The following is a 24903-nucleotide window of genomic DNA, read 5'->3' on the forward strand; positions in this document are numbered from 1 at the left end:
AAAAGAATCAAATACCCGTCTGACCGCTCCAAGTGGTCAAACAGGTTAGTGCAAAAACTGAGGCTGAATTATCCGTCTGACCTCGTTGAGCGGTCTGACGGAGTGTTCTTTATCTATTCATAACCTCTTCAATATTCTTGACCTCCTTCGGTACATCAGTCATGTTTTCATAACCTTCTTCGGTAATGATGAGATTGTCTTCAATACGGACTCCGCCAAAATTCATTAACGAGTTGACTCGCTCTTCATTGAGATATTTGGACTGGTCCGGGCTTTCCAACGCCGGTTTTAGCAGGGCGGGGATAAAGTAAATTCCCGGTTCGATGGTAATGACCATACCCGGCATCAGCTCGCGGCGTACACGTAAAAATTTGATTCCGGGACGATCAATCCGTTCAACACCTTTAGGATAACCGCCTACATCGTGCGTGTCGAGGCCGAGGAAGTGTCCCAGGCCGTGAGGGAAAAAGAGTGCAAAGATATTGTCCTCCATCATCTGATCAATATCACCCTTCAGAACTCCAATCTCTTTAAGTCCGTGCAGGATGATTCGGCAAGCTCCCAGGTGCAGCTCTTCCATCTTCACACCCGGTTTTACATTTTCAATACATTTATTCAGTGCGTCCAGTACAATCTGGTAGATTGCAGCCTGATCACCGGAGAATCGACCGTTGGCGGGATAGGTACGGGTTACATCCGATGCATATCCATCTTTTTCGTAGCCGGCATCGATCAGATAAAGATCACCGTCATTAACTTTATCCCGGTTTTCAACATAATGCAGAATTGCGCTGTTGGTACCGCCTGCGTGGATGCCCGTATAGGCCGGCTGAAGCAGACCGTTTGTTGTTTGATGGTAATCAAAAATGGCCTTCATTTCATACTCGTGCATTCCCGGTTTCAGCGCTTTCATCGCCTCCAGGTGAGCAATATTGTTTACACGAGCCGCTTCCCTCATGAGATCCAGTTCATGATCCGTTTTGATACACCGGCAATAGGTGAGTGCATCCTGAAGAGTTTCGGTCTCCACATTAAAGTCACGATTTAAGTCTTCAATAAACTCAGCCTGCTCTTCATCCAGACAGTAAATGGCAGACGGAGTTAATTTTTTTAAAATGGATAGAATGTCATTAGCGCGGTGCAGATGGTCCGGAGCATAATCCTGCTGAATCTGCTCATTGCTCTTGATCATACCATGCCACACAGCAAACTGGGCGTCACGTTCCGGAGCAAAGAGATGGTAATCGCCCGACTTTATATCCAGTACCGCATGATATTCCGGTTCGTTTACTCCGGTCAGATACCAGAAATTACTCTCCTGGCGGAAAGGAAATTCAAAATCAGTACCGTATCGATACATGATGTCGGCGCCTTTTAAATAGATTACACCATCTTGATTTTCTTCAAAGAGGGAAAGCAGTTTTTCGCGATGCAGTTTTGTAGACATGTCAGTAGTTCTAATTCAGTTTTCTTGGTGAAGTTTTTTTATATAGAGGCGTTGAAAAACCTTCAAATTCCTTCTGGATGACAAAAATATCAACCTGGTCGGAAAAAAGATTCTTTAGTGTTTAAAATGTTTTGATTGAGATACTCCTCCCAAAATCAGGACAACTTAGTCAGTTTTTCAAGACCTCCAATCAAACTCAATTTACTGTTTCGGCAGATCAATCAAAAAATCTCATCAGGTAAACCGGGAGTTGTTCAATGGTTTTTGGGCTGAACCCATGCTGAAACAAGGGGAGAGTTTTGTGGGCAGCAAACGTAGACTGGTTTCCTTCAGTCAGAAGTGATCCGGACTCCTCATGTTGATGGGCCAGCTTGTTCAGATTAATGGTTAATAGAGACCTGTTTTGTCCCTTCTCGTTCAGAATCGCGACCAGAAAAGATGAATGGTTTGGAGCTCCTGCAAATGAGATGGCTAATTTTTTGCGGTTATCAATAACCGGTATTCGATAATACTGCTGAATGCCTATCGGTATGGGTGAAGCTGGAAAATTAAGATACTGAGCCGGCCAATCGATGGATTGACTCCAAAAATGGATAATGGATTGACTTAGTGTATCGGAGTGCTGTTCAGGAAAATTCGGGGAACAAAACCCCCGATCACTCCACCATTGGAGATCCTTTTTAAGATCTGAAAAAGAAGCTGTCTTGTTGAATGGGATGGTTAATCCGGAGTCCATATCCAGAGCGGAAACCCTACCTTCATTAACACGAAACCAGAAATCGGTAAGTCCATTGGTGAGGCAGATAAAGGGTGCACCAACCTGAGTATTATAACGGGCAGCCTGTTCGGCTACAGATTGGCTGAGCCTTACGGATTCGGCTTTGCACTCAATTAAAACCTCCGGCTTCATTTCTTTGTTGTATAGAATTAAGTCTGCACGCAGGGAATTCTTCTCCTGCCACAGCTGAACCGGTGCTTCAAATCCAATACGGGATTTGGGCCAATCCGTTTGATGAATTAGAAACTCTACCCACTTAAGGCGTACTCGCTCTTCCGGGCGGTTTTTGAAACGCTTTTTCAGGACAGGGTTGAAAAGTGCCGGGTTGGTTCCATCAAATACAATTCGTGGAAAGTGGTTGCTTGCAATGCTCTTCATGGGCTGAAAATAAGAAAGATTAATTCACAACAGAAGAAGGGTTTGAAATAGCTGTCAAGTCATCCTGCTGTGTCCCTACTCTATTTCGGGGAATGAAGTGAAGGATCTCCCCTTACAAAGCCTTTCGGTATCAAATTCATCATGCGTTGAGGGGCTATAGTACATCGGTTTAATCGGGAGTGTTTAAAAAGATTGAATTTAGACTGCTTTTAAAATGAATAATTATTTTAAAAGCGCTTTCAAATGGATTTGTTCGTTGATTTTAGCGGAAAATAATGCTATCTGTAGAGACAAATCTAAATCTAATAGATAGATTTCATTGTGGTGTGGTTAGGTAAAGTGACAGCTTATCAATCTATTTATAAAAATAGCTCAATCCTTAACCTGGCGATACCGAACACTTAATATTAATCAATACATAGAGGCTTATATGCTAAAAAGGATACTTTCTATTATTGGCTCGGCTCTGTTTGTAGCTGTTTTCAGCTCATCAGCCGTAGCACAATATACAGTCGAAGGTACGGTATCTGATCAATCTGACGGAGCTCCACTACCCGGAGCAACGGTTGTTTTGGTCGATACGGATTACGGCGTAGCAACAGATGCTGACGGATATTTTGAATTGACAGACGTACCGGAAGGAACATACCAACTGCGTGTTACTTACGTAGGTTATGTCCCTTTAACCCGAAACATAGATGTAAACCAGGATCTGAATCTGGATCTTTCACTCTCCATGGACGCTCAGAGTCTGCAGGAAGTGGTGGTAACCGGTTACGGATCTGTTGTACGTGAGGAGATGACCGGTAATATTACCAGTATTTCCGCTCGTGAAATTGAAGAAATTCCTGTAAACAGTTTTGAATCAGCACTTCAGGGGCAGGCTTCCGGTGTATTTATTCAGCGAGGAACAGGTAAGCTGGGTCAAGGAATTAATATTCGCGTTCGCGGTACATCCTCTGTATCTGCCAGCAGTCAGCCATTATATGTAATTGACGGTATTCCGGTAACTGCAGAAAGTCAATCAACCACGGCAGACACAAACCCGCTGGCTGATATCAATCCGGATGATATTGAATCCATTGATATCCTAAAGGATGCAGCTGCCGCAGCCATTTACGGATCTCGTGCTGCAAACGGTGTTGTTCTGGTTACAACAAAACGTGGAAAAGCCGGTGCTACTCAGGTAAATGTTAGTTTAGAACGTGGAGTCAGTTCTCCAACCAATAAAGTTGAATGGTTAAATGCCGATGAATACATTGAGTTTTTTACTGAAGCGGCAGAACGCTCTCCTTTTGGTGACCTTTCAGGTCCAGGTTATTTGGAGCCGGTATGGTTCGACGATTTTGCTCAGGGAACAGACTGGAGAAACCGGGAAGTAGATACAAACTGGCAGGATGAGGCTTTTCAGGATGCACACAATACTGATTTCAATATGCAGGTAAGTGGAGGTACGGAGTCAACCCGATTCTTTATTTCCGGTGGAGTCAGTGACCAAGTAGGTATTACCCGAGGTGATGAGTTCAACCGAATGAATGCACGCTTGAACGTGGACCATACTGCGTCAGACAGGTTAACCGTAGGTATGAACCTTGGTGTTACGAGAACGGAAAATATTCGGATTTCGAATGACAACGCGTTTTCAACACCGCTACAGGCGGTTGCGCAACCTCCAATTTCACCCGCCTATACGCCGCAGTTTGATAATGGCAATTTGGCTGGATTTTCTGATGACCCCAATGAAGAAACTCTTTACTATAATTTCCTGCGTCATGTACGTGGTGTAGATAATAATCAGACTATATTCAGAAACGTAGGTAATCTCTATGCTGATTATACTATTCTCCCTAATCTTCAATTCAGAAGTGAGCTGGGACTGGATTTGATGTTCCAGAATGAAGATTACTATGCCGATAGAACTACCAACGCAGGTGAGAATACAGCTGGTTATGGTGATTCACGAATTGTTAACATTGTGAATTATACGACAAATAATTACTTGACTTGGGACACGCAATTTGCAGAAGATCACAAGTTGACGGCCGTGGCCGGGATGAGTTATCAAAGCTCAGATCGCTATCTGACCTTTGTATCCGGGACGAACTATCCAACTGATAGTTTCACGAAGATAGCCAGTGCTGCTGATATTACCGGAGGTTCATCTTCACTTACTGTGTTTAGATTCCTGTCTTATTTCTCAAGAACAAACTACACATTTAAAGATCGCTATTTGCTGTCGGCAAGTGCGCGTGTAGACGGTTCTTCGCGATTCGGTGAAAATGAGCGTTATGGTTTCTTCCCATCACTCTCTGCAGGTTGGATTGTGAGTCGAGAGGAGTTCATGAGTGATGTAGACTTTCTTAGCTTTCTGAAACTTCGTGCAAGCTATGGTCTAACCGGGAATGCAAACGTAGGTAACTTTCCATCCAGAGGGTTGTTTTCAGCCACCGGTTATTCCGGTACTTCAGGTATGGTGCCTAGTCAACTACCTAATCCTGATTTAAAGTGGGAACAAACAGCACAGTATAACTTTGGACTGGATTTTGAATTGGTAGGTGACCGAATTAGTGGTGAAATTGACTACTACATTAAGAAGACCGATGATCTTCTTCTGAATGTGAATGTACCTTCAACTTCCGGTTTTACATCACAACTAAGGAATGTTGGAGAACTGGAGAATAAAGGGTTTGAGTTTGTAGTCAATACACATAACCTGGTTGGTGAATTTCAGTGGACATCAAACTTTAACATTGCTTTTAATGAGAACAAGATTACTGATCTTGGAGGCCAGATTATTACGGGGGGTTTCCTGAACAGAGCTGTTGAGGGTGAACCGATTGCCGTAATGTGGGGTAAAGAGTATGCGGGTGTAGATCCCGATAACGGAGATGCCCTATACTATCTCCACAGTGATGATGGAAAAGATTACGACGCGGGAACAACTAATAGTTATTCTGAAGCAAATGATGTAGTGATTGGTGATCCAAATCCGGACTTTGTCGGTGGATTGGGTAACCGATTCAGCTACAAGAACTTCGATTTGAATGTTCTTCTGCAGTTTGTTTATGGAAACGATATTTACAATGGCGGTGGCCGATACCAGTCTGCTAACGGCGATTTCTTTGATAACCAAACAAAGGACCAGCTGAACAGATGGCAAGAGCCGGGTGATATTACAGATGTGCCTGAGGCGAGACTCTTTGGTGGAAATGGGTCAAATCCATCTTCAAGATATATTCATGATGCTTCGTACCTGAGGCTTAAGAATGTAGTTCTGGGTTATACGCTGCCACAGAGCGCATTGGATAGAATGGGACTCCGAAGAGTTCGTTTATATGTCTCGGGTGTAAATCTGTTAACTTTTACAGATTACCCTGGGTGGGATCCTGAAGTAAACACTGACCTTTATAGTCAGTCAAATAACCTGAATATTGGTAATGAATTTTATTCAGTACCTCAGGCCCGCACCATCTCATTCGGTGTTAACATTGGCTTTTAATCGTGATTAGTCATTGTAAATCCAAAAGTTTTAATTGTACAATTATGAATAAACTAAAAATCTATATAAGTGCATTAGCAGTAGCCTTGATACTGTTTCAAGGTTGCGATGGTCTGCTGGACGTTGACCCTCAACAGTCAGTTGACTCAGAAGATGCGATTACTACAGCGGAAGATGTTAATTCTGTACTTGTTGGAGCCTATGACGCGCTTGGCGATGGCGATCTCTATGGAGGTTGGATTCAAATGACAGGTGATTTATTGGCTTCTGAAGGTAATATGTCTTTCATTGGGACTTTCTTTGGACCAAGAGAAATCGCAAACAAGAATCAGCTGTATGATAATGGACAGTTGACCTCAACATGGGTTGATGCATACAATACAATCAACATAACCAATAATGTTTTGGCCAATCTAGAACTTCTTGATGAATTTGATGCACCAAGAGTTGAAGGAGAAGCTAAACTAATTCGCGGTTTGATGTACTTTGAGTTGGTTAGGTTATTTGCAGCTACCTATGAAGCTGGTCAGGTAAATGATCAGGCCGGTGTTCCAATAATTTTGGAGCCAACCGGTTTAATTACAGATGAGGATAACACACCAAGATCTTCTGTTGAAGATGTTTACACCTTGATTCTGAATGACTTAAACGATGCAAAAAATTTGTTATCGATTTCGAATCCCGAAGAGTCATATTATGGCAACTCATTGGTAGCTAGCGCTGTGCTTTCCAGAGTATACCTGCAACAAGGCGAATATGAAGATGCACGAGATGAAGCGAATCGTGTAATCGAAGAAGGTAACTACTCTCTGGCTCGCAGCTCTGAAATTGGTGGCAGTGATTTTGCAGCGGCCTTCAACAATGAGAGTAATACGCCTGAAGATATTTTTGCAATGCAGAATACTAATCAGGACGGAACTAATAGCTTCATAACTTTTTATGCTGAAGATAGCAGGGGAGATATTGTAATAAGTGAAGGTCATTTGGACGAGTACGAAGCCAATGATGATCGGCTGAATCTATTTTACAGTGTTGGTAGTGATGTATTCACTGGAAAGTGGGACGAAGAACCAGATAGTGAGATTAATTCTGCCAACAATGTAAACTTGATAAGATTGGCTGAAATGTATCTAACCCGTGCCGAAGGAAACTTCCGGTTGGGTGAAGATGTCGGTGATACTCCACTTAATGACATCAATATCATTCGCGACAGAGTGAACCTGGATCCATTGCTTATTGGCGAGTTGGATTTGGATGCAATTCTTCTCGAAAGAAAGTTTGAGTTAATGTTCGAAGGCAATCTTTTACATGATCTTAAAAGAACACAACGAGATGTTGGTTCCAGAACATATGATGATCCTAAGTTAGTATTACCAATTCCAAGACGTGATATTGACGTAAATTCAAATTTATGTCAAAACCCAACGTACACGGGGCCTCAATGCTAATTTGAGATTTCTATTATTTAAAAGCACCGGAGCCTTTGGTTTCGGTGCTTTTTTTATGACAACGAATAAAACGTCAGATATGAAAAAACATCTATTACTTATTGGAATCATTTCGGCAGCTTTAATTAGCTTTTCATGTACTGAAGGAGAAGATTCAAATGAAAACAGTCCAGAAGGCTCTCTACTCGTCATCGGTGGTGGAAGCCGGCCGGACGTGATGCTTGATCGGATCATCGCAGAAACGGAACTTGAGAATCCGGAAAATTACGCGATTGTTTTAACCATGTCAGGTTTTGACCCCGATACATCCGGCTACTACGGCGAGCGACAGTTTAGGGAGAAGGACATTGAGAATATTCGCTTCTACGATTTTGAGCGTCGACATGAATTTTCAGAGTCAGCTTCTGATTCTCTCGAAAATGCATCCTTAATTTATATTACAGGCGGTTCCCAGTCTCGTTTTATGGAAGCGGTAGAGTCTGTCCCCGAAATTGCAGGCTCCATCGAAAACGCATACATGAACGGAGCGATGATTGCAGGAACCAGCGCCGGCGCGGCCATTATGAGCCGAATTATGATCACCGGAGATCAGGCCAACTATCCGGACTACACCTCAACGTTTTACCATCTGGAGAAGGATAACATGGTAACAGATGAAGGACTTGGTTTAATCGAGGGAGTGATTGTGGATCAGCACTTTGTAGAGCGTGCCAGAAACAACCGGCTGCTAACGGCCGTGATGGAGTACCCGGATCATGTTGGGATTGGTATCAGCGAATCCACGGCCATATTGGTGAAGGGAAACCAAGCTGAAGTGGTAGGGAATTCGCAGGTTCTGGTATATCAAAATCGATCGGGTGAGGCGAAAGTTGAAAATGGAAAGACAGGTGCCCGGAGTATTCAGCTCGATATCTACCTGCCCGGGGAAATGTTTGATATAGATTAATGGAAATGAGAATGTGAGGTTGAAAAATCCCCCTTTGAAGGGGGTATGGGGGATGATTAGATGTGAATATTCTATAAGAAGGCTTTGCAAAACCTTATATGTCATCCTGCTGTGGCCCGACTGTTTTACGGGGAACGGCAGTGGAAGATCTACCCATACTAACGGTTTACATCAGTAGACCCTTCGACAAGCTCAGGGTGACGAAATAGTCATCCTGAGTGGTAGCGAAGGATCTCCTAATTCGTAGGTACAGACTGGAGATTCTTCGGCGGGCCCATCTTCCGATTTCCGAATGCTTTTGGGAACTAGCAGGCCTGTCTGCAGAAGCTTTAGCGCAGGCGGGCTCAGAAGGACACCTTTTCGCTATTTTTGCAAAGCCTTCTCAATTATATTGAAATAAGAATTAACCGGAAATGTTCATCCGTTTTTATATTTTCTGATAGAAAATCTTAAGTCCAACAAATCTATATATGTATAAATACTTCCTGATTGTTCTGTTTTTTGTTAGCGCGTGCTCATCTCCAAAATCCATTGATCAGCTTAAGGCCGATATTGAAAATCATATTTCAGAAGAAGAGGGCACATTTGCCATTTGGTTTCAGCATTTGCAGGAGCCGGATCGATTCTTTGCCATCAATGAGGATACACTGTTCCACGCAGCCAGCACGATGAAAACCCCGGTAATGATCGAACTGTTTCGACGGGCTGAAGCCGGTGAGTTTGATCTGTCCGATTCCATCGAGATTGAAAATAAGTTCTACAGTATTGTGGATGGATCAGAATTTCAGCTAACACTGGATCCTGACGGAGATGATCCATTTGAGCGCCGCGTTGGCGAGATGGCCACTCTTTATGACTTGAATCACGCGATGATCACCTACAGCAGCAATTTAACCACAAACCTTTTGATTCGCCTTGTGGGTGCCGAAGAGACAACAGAAACCATGCGTGACCTGGGGGCAGAAAGTATACAGGTTCTGCGTGGCGTGGAGGATCTGAAAGCCTTTGATCAAGGGCTCAGTAACCGTACAACGGCAAAAGATCTCGGGATCATTTATGAGCATATCGCCAACGGAACGGCGGTGAGTCCGGAAATGGACAGTGTGATGGTGGAAGTATTAAAAGATCAATATTACCAGGATGTGCTGCCTGAATATCTGCCCGATGACGTGGTTGCAGCAAATAAAACCGGGTTTATTACAGGTGTGCGTCACGATTCGGGGATATTTTATCTGCCAGACGGACAATCGTATATTCTGATTTTTCTCTCCAAAAACCTGCCCGATGAAGATCGTGGGAGAGATGTGGGTCGCGAAATTTCAAAGAAAATTTACGATTGGCTGACCATCGCTGATGATTAACCTGAGCTTAATATAATTGCGTTGATGTATCGATAAATTCCGGTACATCAAATTGTCACACAAAATATAATCACAACTGCGGTTCACTCCTGAAACTGAAAGAATGCAATTCTCAGAATCAATCCTAGCCTCCTCACCGTTTGGTTTTGCATACCATAAGGTTGTGCTGAATGAAAAAAATCGTCCGGTAGACTACACCTTTTTAAAAGTCAATGAAGCGTTTGAAAAACTGACCGGATTAAAAGGAAAGGAGATCATTGGTAAATCGGCCAAAGAAGTGCTTCCAGGAATTGATGACGGTTCGGAAGACTGGATCGGAACATTTGGTGATATTGCATTAAAAGGCAAAAGTGATGTGATAGAGCAATACTCAAAACCGCTGGATCGATGGTTTCAGGTCCAGGTTTGGTCGGATGAAACAGGGTATTTTGCTACACTCTTTGTGGATATAACCGAGAAAACGAGGGCCCGGAAGCAGATCAAATCGAAAGAGAAGGAGTATCACGAAATATTTTCGAATATCGCACAAAGTATTTTTGTGATTGATATTACGCCTGATGAGAGATTCATCATAAAGGATTTTAATGACACTCAGCTTACCTATTTGAATATGAAAAGGGAAGATGTTCAGGGAAAGTTTATCGATGAGGTTTTCCCGAAGGAGGTGGCAGATAACATCATTTCCAATTATCAGAATTGTTTAGCTGCAGGTGCTGAAATATCGTATGAAGAAGATGTTTCGATGCCCGGCCGGGGACGGAGACACTATCTTACAACCATCTCACCCATTCGGAACGAATCGGATAGAATTTACAGGTTTGTGGGTATCTCTGTTGAGATTACGGAACGTAAAGGAGCAGAAGAAGCCCTGAACCAGGAACGAGAATTTAACAATGCTATTCTTACTTCTGCCGCTGATGGAATTGTAGCCTGCGATGCAAATGGTAAGCTGGTTCTGTTTAATGATAAAGCAAGGGAGTGGCACGGTGTAGATTTGATGAAGATTCCTGTAGAGGAGGCTGTTCATCACTACGACCTCTGCCACCTGGATGGAGAGACTCCTCTGAAACCATCTGAAATTCCGTTAATGCGAGCTTTTAATGGAGAGGCAGTTTTAAATGCGGGAATGTCAATTGTACCCAAAGGGAAACCGGCCCGATATATTTTAGCCAGCGGGAGCCCGATTATTGACGAGAGAGGAGGCAAGCTGGGTGCAGTAATTATGATGAAAGATATTACCGAACGGATAAAGGTAGAACGGAAGCTTCAGGAAAATGAGGAGAGATTGGAGGCCACATTACACTCTATTGGTGATGGTGTGATCTCCTGTAATAAAGAAGGAAGCATTCTGAATATCAATAGAGTGGCAGAAAAACTTACAGGCTGGACCGAGAACGATGCCATAGGTGAACCTATAGATAAGGTGTTTGATATTATTAATGCTCACACGCGTGAAAAGAGCGAGAATCCTGTGAAGCGGGCGTTGAAAGAAGGCCGGATAGTAGGTCTGGCAAATCATACCATTTTGATTTCCAAAGACGGAGTCGAATTTCAGATTGCGGATAGTTGTGCCCCCATTCGGGATGCAGAAAGAAATATCATTGGTTGTGTATTGGTATTTAGAGACGTAACCGACGAGTACAGGCAGCGGGAAGCGTTGCGCGCCAGCGAAGAGCGGTTTCGGTCATTGACCTACAATATTCCGGGCGTCATCTATTTGTGCAATAATGATGAGCGATTTACGATGAACTTTATCAGTGATCAGGTTGAGGAACTGACCGGTTATCCGGCGCAGGACTTTTTGAAAGACAGGATCAGTTTTATAGATCTCTATCATCCTGATGATATTGATTGGATTCAGGATGAAATTAACCAAGCGGTAAATAATCGTGAGTCGTTTCAGCTGAATTATAGAATATTGCATAGAAACGGAAGCTGGAGATGGATTTTAGAACACGGAACCGGTATTTACAGTGAAGATGATGAGCTGCAATATCTCGAGGGATATCTGACCGATATTACCGAACGTAAAGAGGCAGAGGAATTGGTACATAAAGCATCTCAGCAGCTGGAGTTTCATATAGAAAATTCACCTCTTGCCGTGATTGTATCGGACGAAAACTTTGAAGTGGTGCAGTGGTCGAAGAGTGCAGAAGAGCTGTTTGGGTGGACCGAAGAAGAAGTGCTTGAAAAAAGAAGAGAGGAGTGGGCTTTTACTCACAAAGATGATATTGAGTCGGTTAACCAAAAAATTGATGAACTGCTTCAAGGACGAAAGTCCAGTAATGTGAGCCGTAATAGAAATTACACGAAAGAAGGAAAACTGCTTAACTGCGAGTGGTACAACTCTGTAATGTTTGATAAAAACGGGAAGATTATCTCAATTTTTTCTCTTGTCCATGATGTCTCTGACCGGGAGGAGAAGGAGAGGGCTATTAAAGAATCCCTTGCCGAAAAGGAGATTATGCTTTCTGAGATTCATCACAGGGTGAAGAATAATCTGGCCGTTGTATCCGGGCTGATGCAGCTTCAGGCTTTAGGAACAGATGATGATAAACTACAGGCTGAACTGTACGACAGTGTGAACCGAATTAAAACGATGGCTTCTGTTCACGAGCTACTTTATCAATCGGATAGCTACTCCAGGCTCGACTTCAGGGATACAATCTTACAACTGGTAAACAATATTTCGGAGACGCTTCAGGCATCCACGGAAGTTGACATTGATATTCAGTGTGAAGATATCAAGCTCAATATTAATAAAGCCATTCCGGCTTCCCTGATTGTGAATGAGGTGGTTACAAACGCCTACAAGCATGCATTTGTGAATCGGGAAAAGGGCAGACTGACATTTAAAATAACCGATACAGAAGGAACGGTGAGTATAATCATTGCCGATGACGGGGTGGGTATCGAGTCCGGCCGCATAAAAAAATTCGAGTCACTGGGTATGCATCTTATTCAGGAGTTAACCAACCAGGTGAACGGTACATTCGAATATGTAAATGTTAATCCCGGGACGGAATTCAGGTTAAAATTTCCGAAGTAACAGAAAAATCTCTGTTAAATCACTTGAAACGCATCTTTTTTTAAATTCATTGTATTAGTAGAAGATTCAATAAAACAATGATTTATTATGTCTAAGCAAAAAGCACCGGTCAATAATACATATCTAAGCGAAGAAGAACTCTCTCACTTCAAAGAGAAACTTCATCAGGAAAAGAGAGAAGCTGAATCCATGATTGACGATTTGAAGAGCAATCTGGATTCCCTGAACGATTCCGCAGATGATGTGCAATCTTCACAGGATCACCATCAGGGTGATTTGGGGACAAAAGAGAATCGAAAAGCAACGATTTTGAAGAAGATTGAAAAACAGACGGAAAAGTTGGATCAAATAACTGTAGCCCTGGACCGAATTGAAACCGGGAATTATGGAATTTGTGTTGATACCGGAGAGCAGATTCAGAAAGAGCGTCTTGAGGCTATTCCCTATGCCATAAGAAGCGTTGTGGCGAAGGATTAATTCTCTTTTCCGGCACTTTTAGCACACCGAAATCCAATGGTGTGATCTTGAAGTTCAGCTAAAACTCCAACTCTCCAATAGGTTCTGAGTACATTGTCCTCTTGATTAAAACTACCGCCGCGGATAGCTCTCATGGCGCGTTCTTCAAGCGGGTAGTACTCAATAGAGTCGGGATCGGTTTTATAAAAGGGATAGTAGTCGCCTACATACTCGGCCACGTTACCACTCATATCGTAAAGTCCAAGTCCGTTGGGCTTTTTGGTGCCCACTAAAAATGAGTAGCCGCCGCTGTTGTTTTTGTGTCGGGCAAAATGATCAAGGCTGTCTGGGTCTGAGGTGCCGGCGTAGATTTCATGTTTACCACCCGATCGGGCCGCATATTCCCATTCCTGTTCTGTTGGCAGCCGATACCCGTAGGCGTTGCAGAATGCTTGTGCGTCGTACCAGTTTACATAGATTACGGCCCTATTCCCCCGGCCACGGCCATCATCCCGGGAAAGTTCCCTTTTTGTTGCCTCCGCATAAGCATCATATTGACGGTAGGTAACCTCGTAAGTGCCGATGTAATAATCCGGTAGGGTTACTTCATGAAGAGGGAGGGAATCGTCGTTTTCTTCTTCAATAACATCCCCCATGATAAATGTGCCGCCTTCAATTCGAGTCATTTCCAAAGGTTCCAGCTGGGATTGCAGTGAGGGCCTGAAGAGGGCACAGCCGGTCATTAAGAGGAGTAAAAATGCAGAGATATATTTCATTGTACTAAAAGTTTAGTAGAATATAAATCAGCAAGAAGTAAACTCCAAAACAGATTCAATTTCTTTGCAGATAGAGAGGCATTACGTACATTCAGGAAAATTCAATCATACAAAAAGAGACGACTTATGAAAGTTACCATAGCAGATAAATTACCTGAAGAAGCAATCGACCAGTTAAAGCAGCTGGGATTGGATGTGGATAATAATCCCGGTTTAAAAGAGAAGGATCTGGCTTCGGGATTAAAAGATTCGCAAATACTTATTGTAAGATCAACGGTTGTGAACAAAGAATGTATTGATCACAGCCCAAAGCTGAGTTTGATTATCCGTGCCGGTGCCGGAGTGAATAATATTGATATAGAAGCGGCCAGCGGGAAGGGGATTTATGTTGCAAATTGCCCGGGTAAAAATGCAATAGCTGTAGCAGAACTTACCCTGGGATTAATTCTATCATTAGATAGATTTATCCCCCAGAATGTATCTGATTTCAATGCAGGAAAATGGAATAAGGCTGCCTACTCTAAAGCCGATGGATTATACGGTAAAACCATTGGGATCATTGGAACCGGAATGATTGGCCAGGAAGTGATAAAAAGGGCGCAGGGATTTGGATTAAACGTAATTGCATGGTCACGTTCGCTTACTTCTGAAATGGCTGATGAGATGGAAATTGAGCGAGCGGGTTCAATCCAGGAAGTAGCCGAAGCATCAGATATATTAAGTGTGCACCTGGCAATGAATGCCCAAACCAAGGGGATCATTTCAAAAGAAATACTGTCTTCATTAAAAGATGGTGCAATGTTTATCAATACGTCACGAGACGGAGTGGTAGATGAGGAAGCTCTTTATGATGAAGTTAAAAACGGAAGACTCAAAGCCGGCCTGGACGTGTTTAGTGATGAACCGGAATTTAAAGAGGGTGAGTTTGAAAGTCGTTTTCAGGGATTGGATAATGTGTGTATCACCCATCACATTGGTGCGAGTACGAATCAGGCTCAAATGGCAGTAGCAGATGATGCGGTTGATATTGTCCGCGGCTATATCAAAGAGGGAAAAGTGCGGAATTGGTTAAACCGCTGCGAGCATACCGAATCTCCATGGCAGCTGGTTGTTCGACATTACGACAAGCCGGGTGTTATTGCGAATGTAATGAATGAACTCAAGGAGGCAAATATCAACGCTCAGGAACTCGAAAATGTAATCTTTGATCGGAAACTGGCTGCGTGCTGTACAATTCAACTGGATGCCGAGCCATCCGAAAAAGTCCTTAACAACATTTGCACCCGTCAGGATGAAGTAATAAGTGCAACGCTGGTGCCGAGGAGTTGATAAGTGATTTGAATTATCCGTCAGACCGCATAGAGCGGTCTGACAGTGGTTTCCACTCTTGAGAGGGGATTAAGGGGTGTGTATAACTTGTAAGGGAAATGATGATTTTGTGTCATATGACTACTATGAGACGACCAATCATTCCATACAATCCAAAATTTAAGGAGAGAGCGAGATTTCTCAGAAATAATTCAACTAAAAGTGAAAGGTTACTATGGAAATATCTGAAAGGGAAACAGATGTTAGGATTTGATTTCCACCGCCAAAGACCTGTCGATCAATACATTATTGACTTCTTTTGCCAAGAACTATACCTGGGAATTGAACTTGATGGGTATACGCATCACTTTGTTGAAACAGCGAAGAAAGATGTCCAACGAGAAAAGAGGCTCAGTAAATTTGGCGTGAAAATAATTCGATTTTGGGATGATGAAGTTTTTAAAGATTTAGATAATGTACTTAGAGTGATTAAGCATACAGTCGAAGAGAGAAAATCAGAATTAAGTCTCAATTAAAAGATCGAATTAAACACACCCCTAAATCCCCTCCGCCGGTAGGCGGACAAGTTCTCGAGAGGGGACTTTATTTTACAACCATGGACTCTGCTGAGTAGCCGTTGCAATTTTAGCCGCATCGATGGCAATCACAAGCTCTTCATTTGTTGGGATAACATAGATATCAGTTTTAGAACTATCAGTGCTGATTTTTTGAACTTTGCCTCGCTTAACATTATTGTTTTTGTCGGCATCAATTTCAATTCCCAGGTAGTCTAATCCTTCAATGGACTGCTTACGAATTTCGGCGGAGTTCTCACCAATTCCGGCAGTGAATATGATGGAATCACAGCCATTGAGTGTTGCGATGTATGATCCGATGTATTGCTTCACTTTATGGCAAAAAACATCAACGGCCTGCTGGCAACGGCGATCACCGTTATGGGCTTCATTCAGCAGGTCGCGCATGTCACTGGCATAACCGCTAAGTCCAAGGAGTCCGCTGTGTCTGTTGAGCAATGCGTGCAGATTGTTGAGTGTAATCTCCTCTTTCTCCATAATGTAGAACAATATGGAAGGATCCAGATCTCCGCTGCGTGTTCCCATCACCAAACCGGAAAGCGGGGTAAAACCCATTGAAGTTTCCACAGATTTGCCTCCATCAATAGCTGCGATGGATGCGCCGTTACCCAAATGGCAGGTAATCACTTTGGTATCTTCAACGGGCTTTTCGGTCAACTTATAATATTGGCGGCTAACGTAATAGTGTGAGGTTCCATGAAAACCGTACTTCCGGATTTTATACCGTCGATAGAGTCGGTTGGGAATACCATACAGATAAGCCTTGGCCGGTAGTGAGTGATGAAATGCCGTATCAAAAACGGCAACATGGGGAATGGTTGGCAGATGTTTTTTAGCAGCCTGAATCCCTTTCAGATTGTTGGGATTGTGCAGAGGAGCCAAATCAAAAGCCTCTTCGATCGCATGAGTTACGTCATCATCAATCAAAACGGAGTCTTTAAACATTTCACCCCCGTGTACAACCCTGTGGCCAACGGCTTTGATATCGGAGGGTGAGGAAATAATTTCATTCTTTTCATTTAGCAGATAGTTCATAACTTCCTGCAAAGCTTCCTCGTGGTTTGCAATAACCTGGGTGGTTTTCTTGTGCTTTTTACCTTCCGGTTCGTGCTTTACAATAGACGTTACAGCACCTATACGTTCCACAATTCCCTTGCAAACATCTTTTGAACTTTCCGTCTCAATTAAATTGTACTTAACGGAAGAACTCCCGCAGTTGATGACTAAAACTAACATAGTATTTCTGATTTAATATTTATTCTGATGAACTTTCATCTCTTTTTTAATGGGATCCAGAATTTCATCCAGCCCATTGGTTTTGATCTCATACATTGTGGATAACTGCTGGCCAAGCACACCTTTTGGAAACCCCTGACGCTCAAACCACTCCAGGTAGTGAACAGGCAGTGACGTAATATTCCAGCCTTTATATTGTCCGTAGGGCATCTTAGCTACAACCAGTTTGTATAAAAAAGATCTGTCAAACATTGTTACTCGGTTCAAATTTAAATGAACCTATAAGGTAATTAAACTTTACTAAGAGAGTATTAAGGGAGAACCTGATATCCATAAATTGTAAAATATATATTTTTTTGTAACAGGTTCATGTTTGGCTACTCTTGATTGAGTAAAGGTAAGCTTTAGGACTATCGGATAGTACATGGGTGCGCACAGGGTAAATCTAAAATTCATATTAAAGATTGCATTCAGAAACTGGAAGAGATCGCCATTTTTTTCAATGGTGAATCTAATCGGGTTGGCCATAGGTGTGTCCGGTTGTCTGTTGATAGGAATGTATGTGATTGGGGAGCTGTCCTACGATCAGTACCATGATAACAAAGAGAGAATTTACAGAGTTACTCAATCAACACTTACCAACGGCGAGGCTGAAGAAAGAGCGGCAACCACACCCTTTCCCCTAAAAAACATCATCGAGAATGAATTGAGCGGTTCGGTGACAACAACGGTAAGATTTTTTGATTTAGAAAGTGAAAGTGTAGCCATCAAAAATCCGGATAATAATGTCATCATCCGGCAAAGCCGATTCTTCTTTTCCGATCCGGGAATCTTTGAAATGTTCAACATCAATCTGGTCCGTGGGGATCCGAATGAAGTATTGTCTGAACCCAATTCAGTAGTGATAACAGAGCAGATGGCAACGGTTTACTTTGGTGATGAAGATCCAATGGGTAAAACACTTCACTTCGAAGGGCGTATTTCTCTTACGGTAAGCGGGGTAATGCAAGAGTGGCCGGAAAACTCACACTTTAAAGCTGACTTTTTAACCTCTTTTGAAACACTGAGAAATTTATGGGGCAATTACGATCAGCTTACATCCCGGTGGAGATGGAATCCGGTCTGGACCTATGTACTCACATCGCCCGGTGTTGATGCTGAACTATTAGAGCAGAATATTGCAGAGGCAACAAAGCCCTATTACGACGAATATTTTACAGGAGCAGAAACTGTAGATGTACACTTACAGCCACTTAAGGATATCTGGCTCAGCTCAGGATTAATTTCAGAAATTGAACCGGTTAGCAGTTCAGTAAATGTATATCTCTTCAGCCTGGTTGCTTTTTTCATCCTGCTGCTGGCTTGTATTAACTTCATTAACTTATCAACTGCAGCGGCGCTTAGAAGATCGAAAGAGGTAGGCGTGCGAAAAGTTTTAGGAGCTGAACGCTCCGGTTTGGTGGCCCAGTTTATGATTGAATCCCTCCTGTTCACGTTAGTAGCGTTTGCTCTGGGGATTTTGATAAGCTGGCTGGCACTTCCCTACTTCGAAATATTTACAGGCAGGGAGTTGCAGTCTGCTCAACTGGAACTGCCTGAACTGGCACTTTTACTTTCAGTTTTAATCATCGTAATTACTCTGCTGGCAGGATTTTATCCGTCTGCAGTGCTTTCATCCTTCAACCCAATAGATAGTTTGCGAGGCTCTCAAACCAAGGGTAAAAAGGGCACCCGAATTAGAAAGGGTCTGGTACTTGTACAATTTTCTATAACTGCAATTCTGCTGATCGGAACTTCACTTGTATATTTTCAACATCAACATCTTCAGCAAAAAGATCTTGGGTTTGATACAGAGCAGGTTATCGCCGTTCCGGTATACTTAACCAGTGCAATATGGTCTTACGATGAAATGAAACAGAGGGCGCTTTCTCATTCATCTATACTACAGGTATCGGGTTCTCAAACGCTTTTTGGCAGTTCAAATTTTTGGAAGTACGACTACATCCCGGACGACAGCGGTTCAGATGATATACCATCTTTCAGTAAGCTGTTTGTTATGAAAGATATCCTTGAAACCATGAATATCGATATCATCGCCGGCCGGGATTTTTCTGATGAATTCTCATCAGATGAAAGCGATGCCCTGTTGATTAATCGTGCAATGGTCGATTATCTGGAGTGGGGTGATCCCTCCGATGCCGTGGGTCGAACGTTTAGAGACTCCAATGGCGGACGGTACTCGGTGATTGGAGTTACCGAAAACTTTAATCACACCTTTTTGCGCAGGGAGCTGGAGCCACTGATTTTAGAGCTTCCGGCAAATACAAATCAGATGGTTGCCAATATTGAGTATATGAAAGTTCGTTTGGCACCGGGTAATCCGGGCGAAGCTATTCAACACCTGCAAGAGATCTGGGCTGATTTGGATCAAACTCATCCGTTCGATTACTTTTTTGTGGATGATCGGCTCAATCAAATCTATGAGCCTGAACAGAAGGTGGCTTCGGTTATGGGAATATTTGCGCTGATTGCAATCTTTGTGGGAAGTATAGGATTACTTGGCCTGGCCTCTTATTCCATAAAGGTGCGGGAGAAAGAGGTTGCCATACGAAAAACACTGGGCCTTACAGCTCCGGGCGTGTTTTATCTGCTGTCGAAAGATTACCTGGCACTTATTGTATTAGCTCATTTGATAGCACTACCGATTATCTATTTTGTAGCAGAAGGCTGGCTATCAGGCTTTCCGTATCATATAGACCTGTTTTACTATTTAATCGTTACTTTTGTAGCGAGTTTAATCGTGTCCCTGATAATAAGCATGGGTACAATCAGTACTCAGTCAATTAAGGCGGCACTGCTGAATCCGGCTGAAAGCCTGAAAAATGAATAATGTGAGTTGATGAATTTTCATGGATAAAAAGATCGAAAAAAGGAAAAGTTCACCTCTGAAAATAGCAGGTACTCTTCTGCTCGTTGGTATCGCGGCAATTGTACTGTATAATTTTTTGGGTCGTGAATCAGGATCTTCAGCTACGATTGACAGACAGCGGGTCATGATTTCTGAAGTTACAGAGGGAGTTTTTCAGGAGTATGTTGATGTATCCGGAACCGTTCAGCCTATTCAAACAACCTACCTGGATGCGGTGGAAGGCGGGGTTGTTCAGCAGATTTTTACCGAGTCGGGCGAAATGGTGGAAGCAGGTGATACAATTGTGGTTTTAACCAACTCGTCACTTCAGCTCAGTGTACTTCAGCAGGAAGCGGGAATTTATGATCAGATTAATAACGTCAGAAATTCACGTTTGAACCTGGAGCAGAATCATCTCAACATTCAGAAAGAGCTCACGGATTCAAAAACACGTGTGGAGTTAGCGCAAGCTTCGTATCGGCGAGACAGTGTGTTGTATGAGAGAGAGCTGATCCCCTCAAAAGAAATTGAAGAGTCGGAGCTGGAGTACTCTTTTCAGAAGAGCCGGTATGATTTGAATTACGAATCCTTCCGGCGCGACTCCGTACAGATGGAACAGCAGCTAACTCAGCTGAATCAGTCTGAGCAGCGGATGTGGCGCAGTCTGGATGGTGTGCAGCAGATATTGGACAACCTTGTTGTTACAGCGCCGATATCGGGACAACTCTCGACCATGGAGCTGGATCCCGGATTATCAATTCAGCAAGGCGAAAGAATAGGTCAGATCGATCAGCTGGATGGATTTAAAGTACGGGCCGGTATAGATGAATTTTACCTGGCCCGGGTTGCTGCAGGTCAATCGGGAAGCTTTGAGTTTGCGGGCGAAAATTATGATGTCGTCATCGATCGGGTCTACCCGGTCATTCAGGATGGACAATTTCAGGTGGATTTTCAGTTTGAGGATGTGGTTCCTCAGTCACTTCGACGAGGACAATCGGTTCGAATCCGGCTTGAATTGGGTGACTCAGGAAATGCTCTCTTGTTGCCCAGGGGTGCATTTTTTCAGCAGACCGGTGGGAATTGGGTTTTTGTAATGGACGAAGATGAAAACCGTGCATTAAAGCATGCGGTTCGGTTGGGACGATCCAATCGAGAATATTATGAGGTAATTGAGGGCTTGGAACCCGGTCAGAATGTCATTACATCCAGCTATGATGCTTTTGAGCAGGCCGATGTATTGATATTCCAGGATTGAAATAATTAAAATGTAATACCAGAAAAATGATTAAAGCAGAAAACCTGACAAAAGTTTACAGAACAGATGAGATTGAAACGACAGCGTTGAATCGTCTGAATCTCGAGGTTAAGGAAGGTGATTTTGTTGCGATCATGGGTCCATCGGGTTGTGGGAAATCAACTCTGCTTAATATTATGGGATTGCTGGACAATCCAACAGGCGGAAGCTATCAGTTTTTAGGAGAGGAAACCGTCGGTTACTCCGAACGGGATCGGTCGCGGATGAGAAAGGGAAATATCGGCTTTATTTTTCAAAGTTTTAATCTGATTGATGAACTTACCGTACTTGAAAATGCAGAACTGCCGCTTCAATATCTGGGTTTGAAAGCATCGGAAAGCAAGATTAAAGTTGAAAAGGCACTGGATAAAATGGGGATGACACCTCGCAAAAATCATTTCCCACAACAGTTATCAGGTGGCCAGCAGCAGCGTGCAGCCATTGCGCGAGCTGTGGTTACCGACCCAAAACTTATCCTGGCTGATGAACCAACCGGAAACCTCGATTCGGGTCATGGAAAAGAGGTGATGGAGCTTTTGAAAGAGCTCAACGACCAGGGAACGACCATTGTGATGGTAACACACTCCCCAATCGATGCAGAGTATGCAGATCGAATTATACATCTGAAAGATGGAATGATTGTGGAAGGAGAGCCGGTCTATCAAACGGGTAGTTAAATAAACATCTTTTTGGATGGCGAGGTTGGCCGTAAAAAATCTTATTTTCAATACCGAATACCTGAGTTTGAAGGTTTTAGTTACCGATTGAATGTAAAGGTCCCCTCCTTCCGAAGGAGGGGAATAAGGGGTGGTTGGATTGAGTGTTATATTTAAGCCAAATTTTCTTAATCATGCTCAATTTTGGGTTAGTTAACCACCCCCAAGCCCTCCTTAAAAAGGAGGGGAGTTCTATACTTTCTTTACAAATCACCAGAACTCAGGTTTGAATTGCATTGAAAATTGATTGACTCGTCGCATGACCTATCTGACTGTAGAGAACCTTTCTAAAAGTTTCGGCACAAAAATTTTATTTGAAAAGATCACCTTTGGCCTTTCGAAAGGGGATAAAACTGCGCTGGTGGCTCCAAACGGCACCGGAAAATCCACGCTTCTGAAAATAATAGCCGGTAATGAAGTGCAGGATACCGGGGAAGTGATGTTTCAAAGTGATATCAAGGTGGGATATTTGGAGCAGGAGCCGGAGCTCAATCCAAGTCTGACTATACAGGAATATATTTCTCAAGGGCATACAGAGCTTTCTAATGTGGTGCTGCGATATGAAAAAGCTGTAGAGGCGCAGGCAGAGAATTTCAATGAAGAGACCCAGGAAGAATACATGCGAGCCAGTGCCGCAATGGATGCCGCCGGCGCCTGGGATTATGAACAGCGATTGGAGCAGATTTTGAGCCGGCTGGATATTCACGATTTGGAGCGATCAATCAGTACACTTTCGGGTGGAGAGAAGAAGCGTGTGGCTTTGGCATTTGTTCTGCTGGACGATCCCGATCTGCTGATTCTGGATGAGCCCACCAACCACCTCGATCTGGATATGATTGAGTGGCTGGAGGATTATCTGGCCAAGAGCAATGTGACCTTGTTGATGGTGACTCACGATCGCTATTTTCTGGACCGGGTTTGTAACCATATTCTGGAGATGGATGCCGGCAAACTCTACAATCACAATGGAAATTACGCCTATTATCTGCAAAAGAAGGCAGAGCGTGAGGAGCAGGAGAGAGTGGAGATGAAAAAAGCGGGGCAGCTTTTCAAAAAAGAGCTGGAGTGGATGCGTCGACAGCCCAAAGCCCGAACCGGTAAATCGAAATCACGTATTGATTCGTTTCACAAAACCAAAGAAAAGGCCACTCAAAGCAGTGATGAAAGTGAGCTGGAACTGGATGTTTCGATGCAGCGAATGGGTGGGCAGGTTCTGGAGATGGAGAAGATTTCCAAGTCGTACGACGATCTTGTCATCCTGGATAATTTTTCATACTCCTTTAACCGGGGTGAAAAAATCGGGATTATCGGTAAGAATGGAGTTGGCAAGAGTACCTTTCTAAAAATTATTACCGGAGAAGAGGAGGCCGATTCAGGAGATATTCACACCGGCCAGACCATTCAGTTTGGACACTATCGCCAGCAGGATGTGGATTTTGATGAAAATCAGCGCGTGATTGATGTGATCAAGGAGGTGGCTTCGGTGATTCAGATGTCGGACGGTTCACAGATTTCGGCCTCTCAATTTCTGGAGCATTTTCAGTTTCCGGGATCATTGCAGTATACCCCGGTAGGGAAATTGAGCGGTGGAGAGAAACGGCGTCTTGCTTTGATGATGGTTCTGATCCAAAACCCCAATTTTTTAATACTGGATGAGCCGACCAATGATTTGGATCTCACTACGATGCAGAAAATCGAGGATTTCTTAAGAGGATTCGGTGGCTGTCTGATTGTGGTATCTCACGATCGGTTTTTTATGGACAAGCTGGTGGATCACTACTTTGTGTTTGAAGGAGATGGAGTGATTCGAGATCATCACGGTACCTACATGGAGTATCGGGAGTTGAAAGATGCTGAGGAGGCTGAACAGAAACGAATTGAAAGAGAGAAAAAATCTCCCAAAAAAGAAAAGAAGGAGAAGCCAAAGAAAAAGCAAGAAGAAACGAACAAACTGAGCTATAAAGAGCGCAAGGAGTTCAACAAACTCGAGAAAGAAATAGCCAAGCTCGAAGAGGAAAAAACCAAGTTGGAGAAGGAACTGGCCGGCGGGTCACTTAATCCTGAGGAGCTTCAAGAGAAATCAGAGCGATATGGGAAGCTTACTGATGAGATTGATGAGAAGACAATGGTTTGGATGGAGCTTGCTGAAAAGGACGAGGGTTGATTACCAAGTGAATTTCCTGATTTGTCTTTCTTTAGCAGTTTGGGAAAATATTGAACCCCATTCGGGGTTCCCACAAGACATGTGCATAATTACCCCGATTTTTAATCGGGGCTAATTAAATTTATCCGCCTTAGGCGGATTGATAAATGAGAAGGGGTTGGGGGGATGAAAGAATATCGAATACTGAACAGAAGAATATCGAATGACGAAGGAGGAGAGAGTTCTCCACTTTTTCCTTTCATTGCGCGATTAGTGCCTCTGTAGTGAATTTCCCAATCCTGTCAAGTCGGTTTAGAAGAATTAAATTCAGACTTTTCTTGATAAGGTCCGCCAATCGGCGGATCAATCCGATTAACCCCGATATCAATTCGGTTTTGAAAAGGCCCAAATCCGAGTTCAGGTTGGAAAGATTCGCCAGTTGGCGAATCAATTTAACTAGCCCCGACTGCAAGTTGGGTTGGAGGGAATTAGAGCAATGCAGAACCCTGAAGGGGTTCAATTCTACTCAGGCTAAACCAAATACTTCTCGTTAAAATCTATTTC

Annotated in this window: 17 protein-coding genes; 12 read left to right on the plus strand and 5 right to left on the minus strand. The window is 43.2% G+C overall.

What is annotated here, in order from left to right; translation table 11 throughout:
* Nucleotides 1-109: 109 nt before the first annotated feature.
* The gene (locus CWD77_RS15125; protein WP_101074425.1) at nucleotides 110-1447 is read right to left on the minus strand and encodes an aminopeptidase P family protein; all 1338 of its coding nucleotides are present in this window, start codon (nucleotides 1445-1447) and stop codon (nucleotides 110-112) included.
* 217 nt (nucleotides 1448-1664) lie between these two features.
* Complete coding sequence (locus CWD77_RS15130; RefSeq protein ID WP_101074426.1) at nucleotides 1665-2603, minus strand: type I restriction enzyme HsdR N-terminal domain-containing protein; 939 nt, start codon at nucleotides 2601-2603, stop codon at nucleotides 1665-1667.
* Between the two features lie 430 nt (nucleotides 2604-3033).
* Here CWD77_RS15130 and CWD77_RS15135 point away from each other — a divergent pair, with 430 nt between their 5' ends.
* The 6 genes from CWD77_RS15135 (at nucleotide 3034) to CWD77_RS15160 (ending at nucleotide 13383) form a co-directional block, all read left to right on the plus strand.
* The gene (locus CWD77_RS15135) at nucleotides 3034-6102 is read left to right on the plus strand and encodes a SusC/RagA family TonB-linked outer membrane protein (RefSeq protein ID WP_101074427.1); all 3069 of its coding nucleotides are present in this window, start codon (nucleotides 3034-3036) and stop codon (nucleotides 6100-6102) included.
* Nucleotides 6103-6188: 86 nt separating this feature from the next.
* The gene (locus CWD77_RS15140) at nucleotides 6189-7550 is read left to right on the plus strand and encodes a RagB/SusD family nutrient uptake outer membrane protein (protein WP_165779169.1); all 1362 of its coding nucleotides are present in this window, start codon (nucleotides 6189-6191) and stop codon (nucleotides 7548-7550) included.
* Between the two features lie 79 nt (nucleotides 7551-7629).
* Nucleotides 7630-8496: a cyanophycinase gene (locus CWD77_RS15145; RefSeq protein WP_165779170.1), complete on the plus strand. Its 867-nt coding sequence runs from the start codon at nucleotides 7630-7632 to the stop codon at nucleotides 8494-8496.
* A 470-nt stretch (nucleotides 8497-8966) separates the two neighbouring features.
* Nucleotides 8967-9857 carry a serine hydrolase gene (locus tag CWD77_RS15150; RefSeq protein WP_101074430.1) on the plus strand — a complete coding sequence of 297 codons (891 nt, stop codon included), beginning with the start codon at nucleotides 8967-8969 and terminating at the stop codon, nucleotides 9855-9857.
* A gap of 103 nt (nucleotides 9858-9960) precedes the next feature.
* On the plus strand, nucleotides 9961-12906 hold the full coding sequence (locus CWD77_RS15155; RefSeq protein WP_101074431.1) for a PAS domain-containing sensor histidine kinase: 2946 nt from the start codon (nucleotides 9961-9963) through the stop codon (nucleotides 12904-12906).
* A gap of 87 nt (nucleotides 12907-12993) precedes the next feature.
* Nucleotides 12994-13383, plus strand: a complete 390-nt coding sequence (locus tag CWD77_RS15160) for a TraR/DksA family transcriptional regulator (RefSeq protein WP_101074432.1) — start codon at nucleotides 12994-12996, stop codon at nucleotides 13381-13383.
* On the opposite strand, the gene CWD77_RS15165 is transcribed toward CWD77_RS15160, so the two are convergent.
* Nucleotides 13380-14138 (minus strand): formylglycine-generating enzyme family protein, encoded by a 759-nt coding sequence (locus CWD77_RS15165; RefSeq protein WP_101074433.1) that lies wholly within the window; start codon nucleotides 14136-14138, stop codon nucleotides 13380-13382. The genes CWD77_RS15160 and CWD77_RS15165 overlap by 4 nt on opposite strands.
* Before the next feature lie 126 nt (nucleotides 14139-14264).
* Between CWD77_RS15165 and CWD77_RS15170 the strand changes: the two genes are divergently transcribed.
* Both CWD77_RS15170 and CWD77_RS15175 read left to right on the plus strand, forming a co-directional pair.
* Nucleotides 14265-15467: an NAD(P)-dependent oxidoreductase gene (locus tag CWD77_RS15170; protein WP_101074434.1), complete on the plus strand. Its 1203-nt coding sequence runs from the start codon at nucleotides 14265-14267 to the stop codon at nucleotides 15465-15467.
* Between the two features lie 125 nt (nucleotides 15468-15592).
* On the plus strand, nucleotides 15593-15982 hold the full coding sequence (locus tag CWD77_RS15175) for an endonuclease domain-containing protein (RefSeq protein WP_101074464.1): 390 nt from the start codon (nucleotides 15593-15595) through the stop codon (nucleotides 15980-15982).
* Nucleotides 15983-16054: 72 nt separating this feature from the next.
* Here the strand turns inward: CWD77_RS15175 and CWD77_RS15180 are convergent, their stop codons facing one another.
* Nucleotides 16055-17278: an acetate/propionate family kinase gene (locus tag CWD77_RS15180; RefSeq protein ID WP_101074435.1), complete on the minus strand. Its 1224-nt coding sequence runs from the start codon at nucleotides 17276-17278 to the stop codon at nucleotides 16055-16057.
* A 12-nt stretch (nucleotides 17279-17290) separates the two neighbouring features.
* The gene (locus CWD77_RS15185; protein WP_101074436.1) at nucleotides 17291-17530 is read right to left on the minus strand and encodes a DUF3820 family protein; all 240 of its coding nucleotides are present in this window, start codon (nucleotides 17528-17530) and stop codon (nucleotides 17291-17293) included.
* A 250-nt stretch (nucleotides 17531-17780) separates the two neighbouring features.
* Between CWD77_RS15185 and CWD77_RS15190 the strand changes: the two genes are divergently transcribed.
* The 4 genes from CWD77_RS15190 (at nucleotide 17781) to CWD77_RS15205 (ending at nucleotide 24360) form a co-directional block, all read left to right on the plus strand.
* Nucleotides 17781-20168 (plus strand): ABC transporter permease, encoded by a 2388-nt coding sequence (locus CWD77_RS15190; protein ID WP_165779171.1) that lies wholly within the window; start codon nucleotides 17781-17783, stop codon nucleotides 20166-20168.
* Between the two features lie 19 nt (nucleotides 20169-20187).
* Nucleotides 20188-21441, plus strand: a complete 1254-nt coding sequence (locus tag CWD77_RS15195; protein WP_101074438.1) for an efflux RND transporter periplasmic adaptor subunit — start codon at nucleotides 20188-20190, stop codon at nucleotides 21439-21441.
* A 26-nt stretch (nucleotides 21442-21467) separates the two neighbouring features.
* Complete coding sequence (locus CWD77_RS15200) at nucleotides 21468-22157, plus strand: ABC transporter ATP-binding protein (RefSeq protein WP_101074439.1); 690 nt, start codon at nucleotides 21468-21470, stop codon at nucleotides 22155-22157.
* A 298-nt stretch (nucleotides 22158-22455) separates the two neighbouring features.
* Nucleotides 22456-24360: an ABC-F family ATP-binding cassette domain-containing protein gene (locus CWD77_RS15205; RefSeq protein WP_101074440.1), complete on the plus strand. Its 1905-nt coding sequence runs from the start codon at nucleotides 22456-22458 to the stop codon at nucleotides 24358-24360.
* Nucleotides 24361-24903: the final 543 nt, after the last annotated feature.

Source organism: Rhodohalobacter barkolensis (genome assembly GCF_002834295.1).
In the GTDB taxonomy this organism is placed as follows: Bacteria; Bacteroidota; Rhodothermia; order Balneolales; family Balneolaceae; genus Rhodohalobacter; species Rhodohalobacter barkolensis.

Bases quoted from the DNA above. Each gene is read 5' to 3' on its own strand.
- CWD77_RS15150 (WP_101074430.1), top strand. From the start codon at position 8,967: ATGTATAAATACTTCCTGATTGTTCTGTTTTTTGTTAGCGCGTGCTCA.
- CWD77_RS15185 (WP_101074436.1), bottom strand. From the start codon at position 17,530: ATGTTTGACAGATCTTTTTTATACAAACTGGTTGTAGCTAAGATGCCC.
- CWD77_RS15155 (WP_101074431.1), top strand. From the start codon at position 9,961: ATGCAATTCTCAGAATCAATCCTAGCCTCCTCACCGTTTGGTTTTGCA.
- CWD77_RS15165 (WP_101074433.1), bottom strand. From the start codon at position 14,138: ATGAAATATATCTCTGCATTTTTACTCCTCTTAATGACCGGCTGTGCC.
- CWD77_RS15145 (WP_165779170.1), top strand. From the start codon at position 7,630: ATGAAAAAACATCTATTACTTATTGGAATCATTTCGGCAGCTTTAATT.
- CWD77_RS15130 (WP_101074426.1), bottom strand. From the start codon at position 2,603: ATGAAGAGCATTGCAAGCAACCACTTTCCACGAATTGTATTTGATGGA.
- CWD77_RS15200 (WP_101074439.1), top strand. From the start codon at position 21,468: ATGATTAAAGCAGAAAACCTGACAAAAGTTTACAGAACAGATGAGATT.
- CWD77_RS15175 (WP_101074464.1), top strand. From the start codon at position 15,593: ATGAGACGACCAATCATTCCATACAATCCAAAATTTAAGGAGAGAGCG.
- CWD77_RS15160 (WP_101074432.1), top strand. From the start codon at position 12,994: ATGTCTAAGCAAAAAGCACCGGTCAATAATACATATCTAAGCGAAGAA.
- CWD77_RS15195 (WP_101074438.1), top strand. From the start codon at position 20,188: ATGGATAAAAAGATCGAAAAAAGGAAAAGTTCACCTCTGAAAATAGCA.
- CWD77_RS15125 (WP_101074425.1), bottom strand. From the start codon at position 1,447: ATGTCTACAAAACTGCATCGCGAAAAACTGCTTTCCCTCTTTGAAGAA.
- CWD77_RS15170 (WP_101074434.1), top strand. From the start codon at position 14,265: ATGAAAGTTACCATAGCAGATAAATTACCTGAAGAAGCAATCGACCAG.
- CWD77_RS15180 (WP_101074435.1), bottom strand. From the start codon at position 17,278: ATGTTAGTTTTAGTCATCAACTGCGGGAGTTCTTCCGTTAAGTACAAT.
- CWD77_RS15190 (WP_165779171.1), top strand. From the start codon at position 17,781: ATGGTGAATCTAATCGGGTTGGCCATAGGTGTGTCCGGTTGTCTGTTG.
- CWD77_RS15135 (WP_101074427.1), top strand. From the start codon at position 3,034: ATGCTAAAAAGGATACTTTCTATTATTGGCTCGGCTCTGTTTGTAGCT.
- CWD77_RS15205 (WP_101074440.1), top strand. From the start codon at position 22,456: ATGACCTATCTGACTGTAGAGAACCTTTCTAAAAGTTTCGGCACAAAA.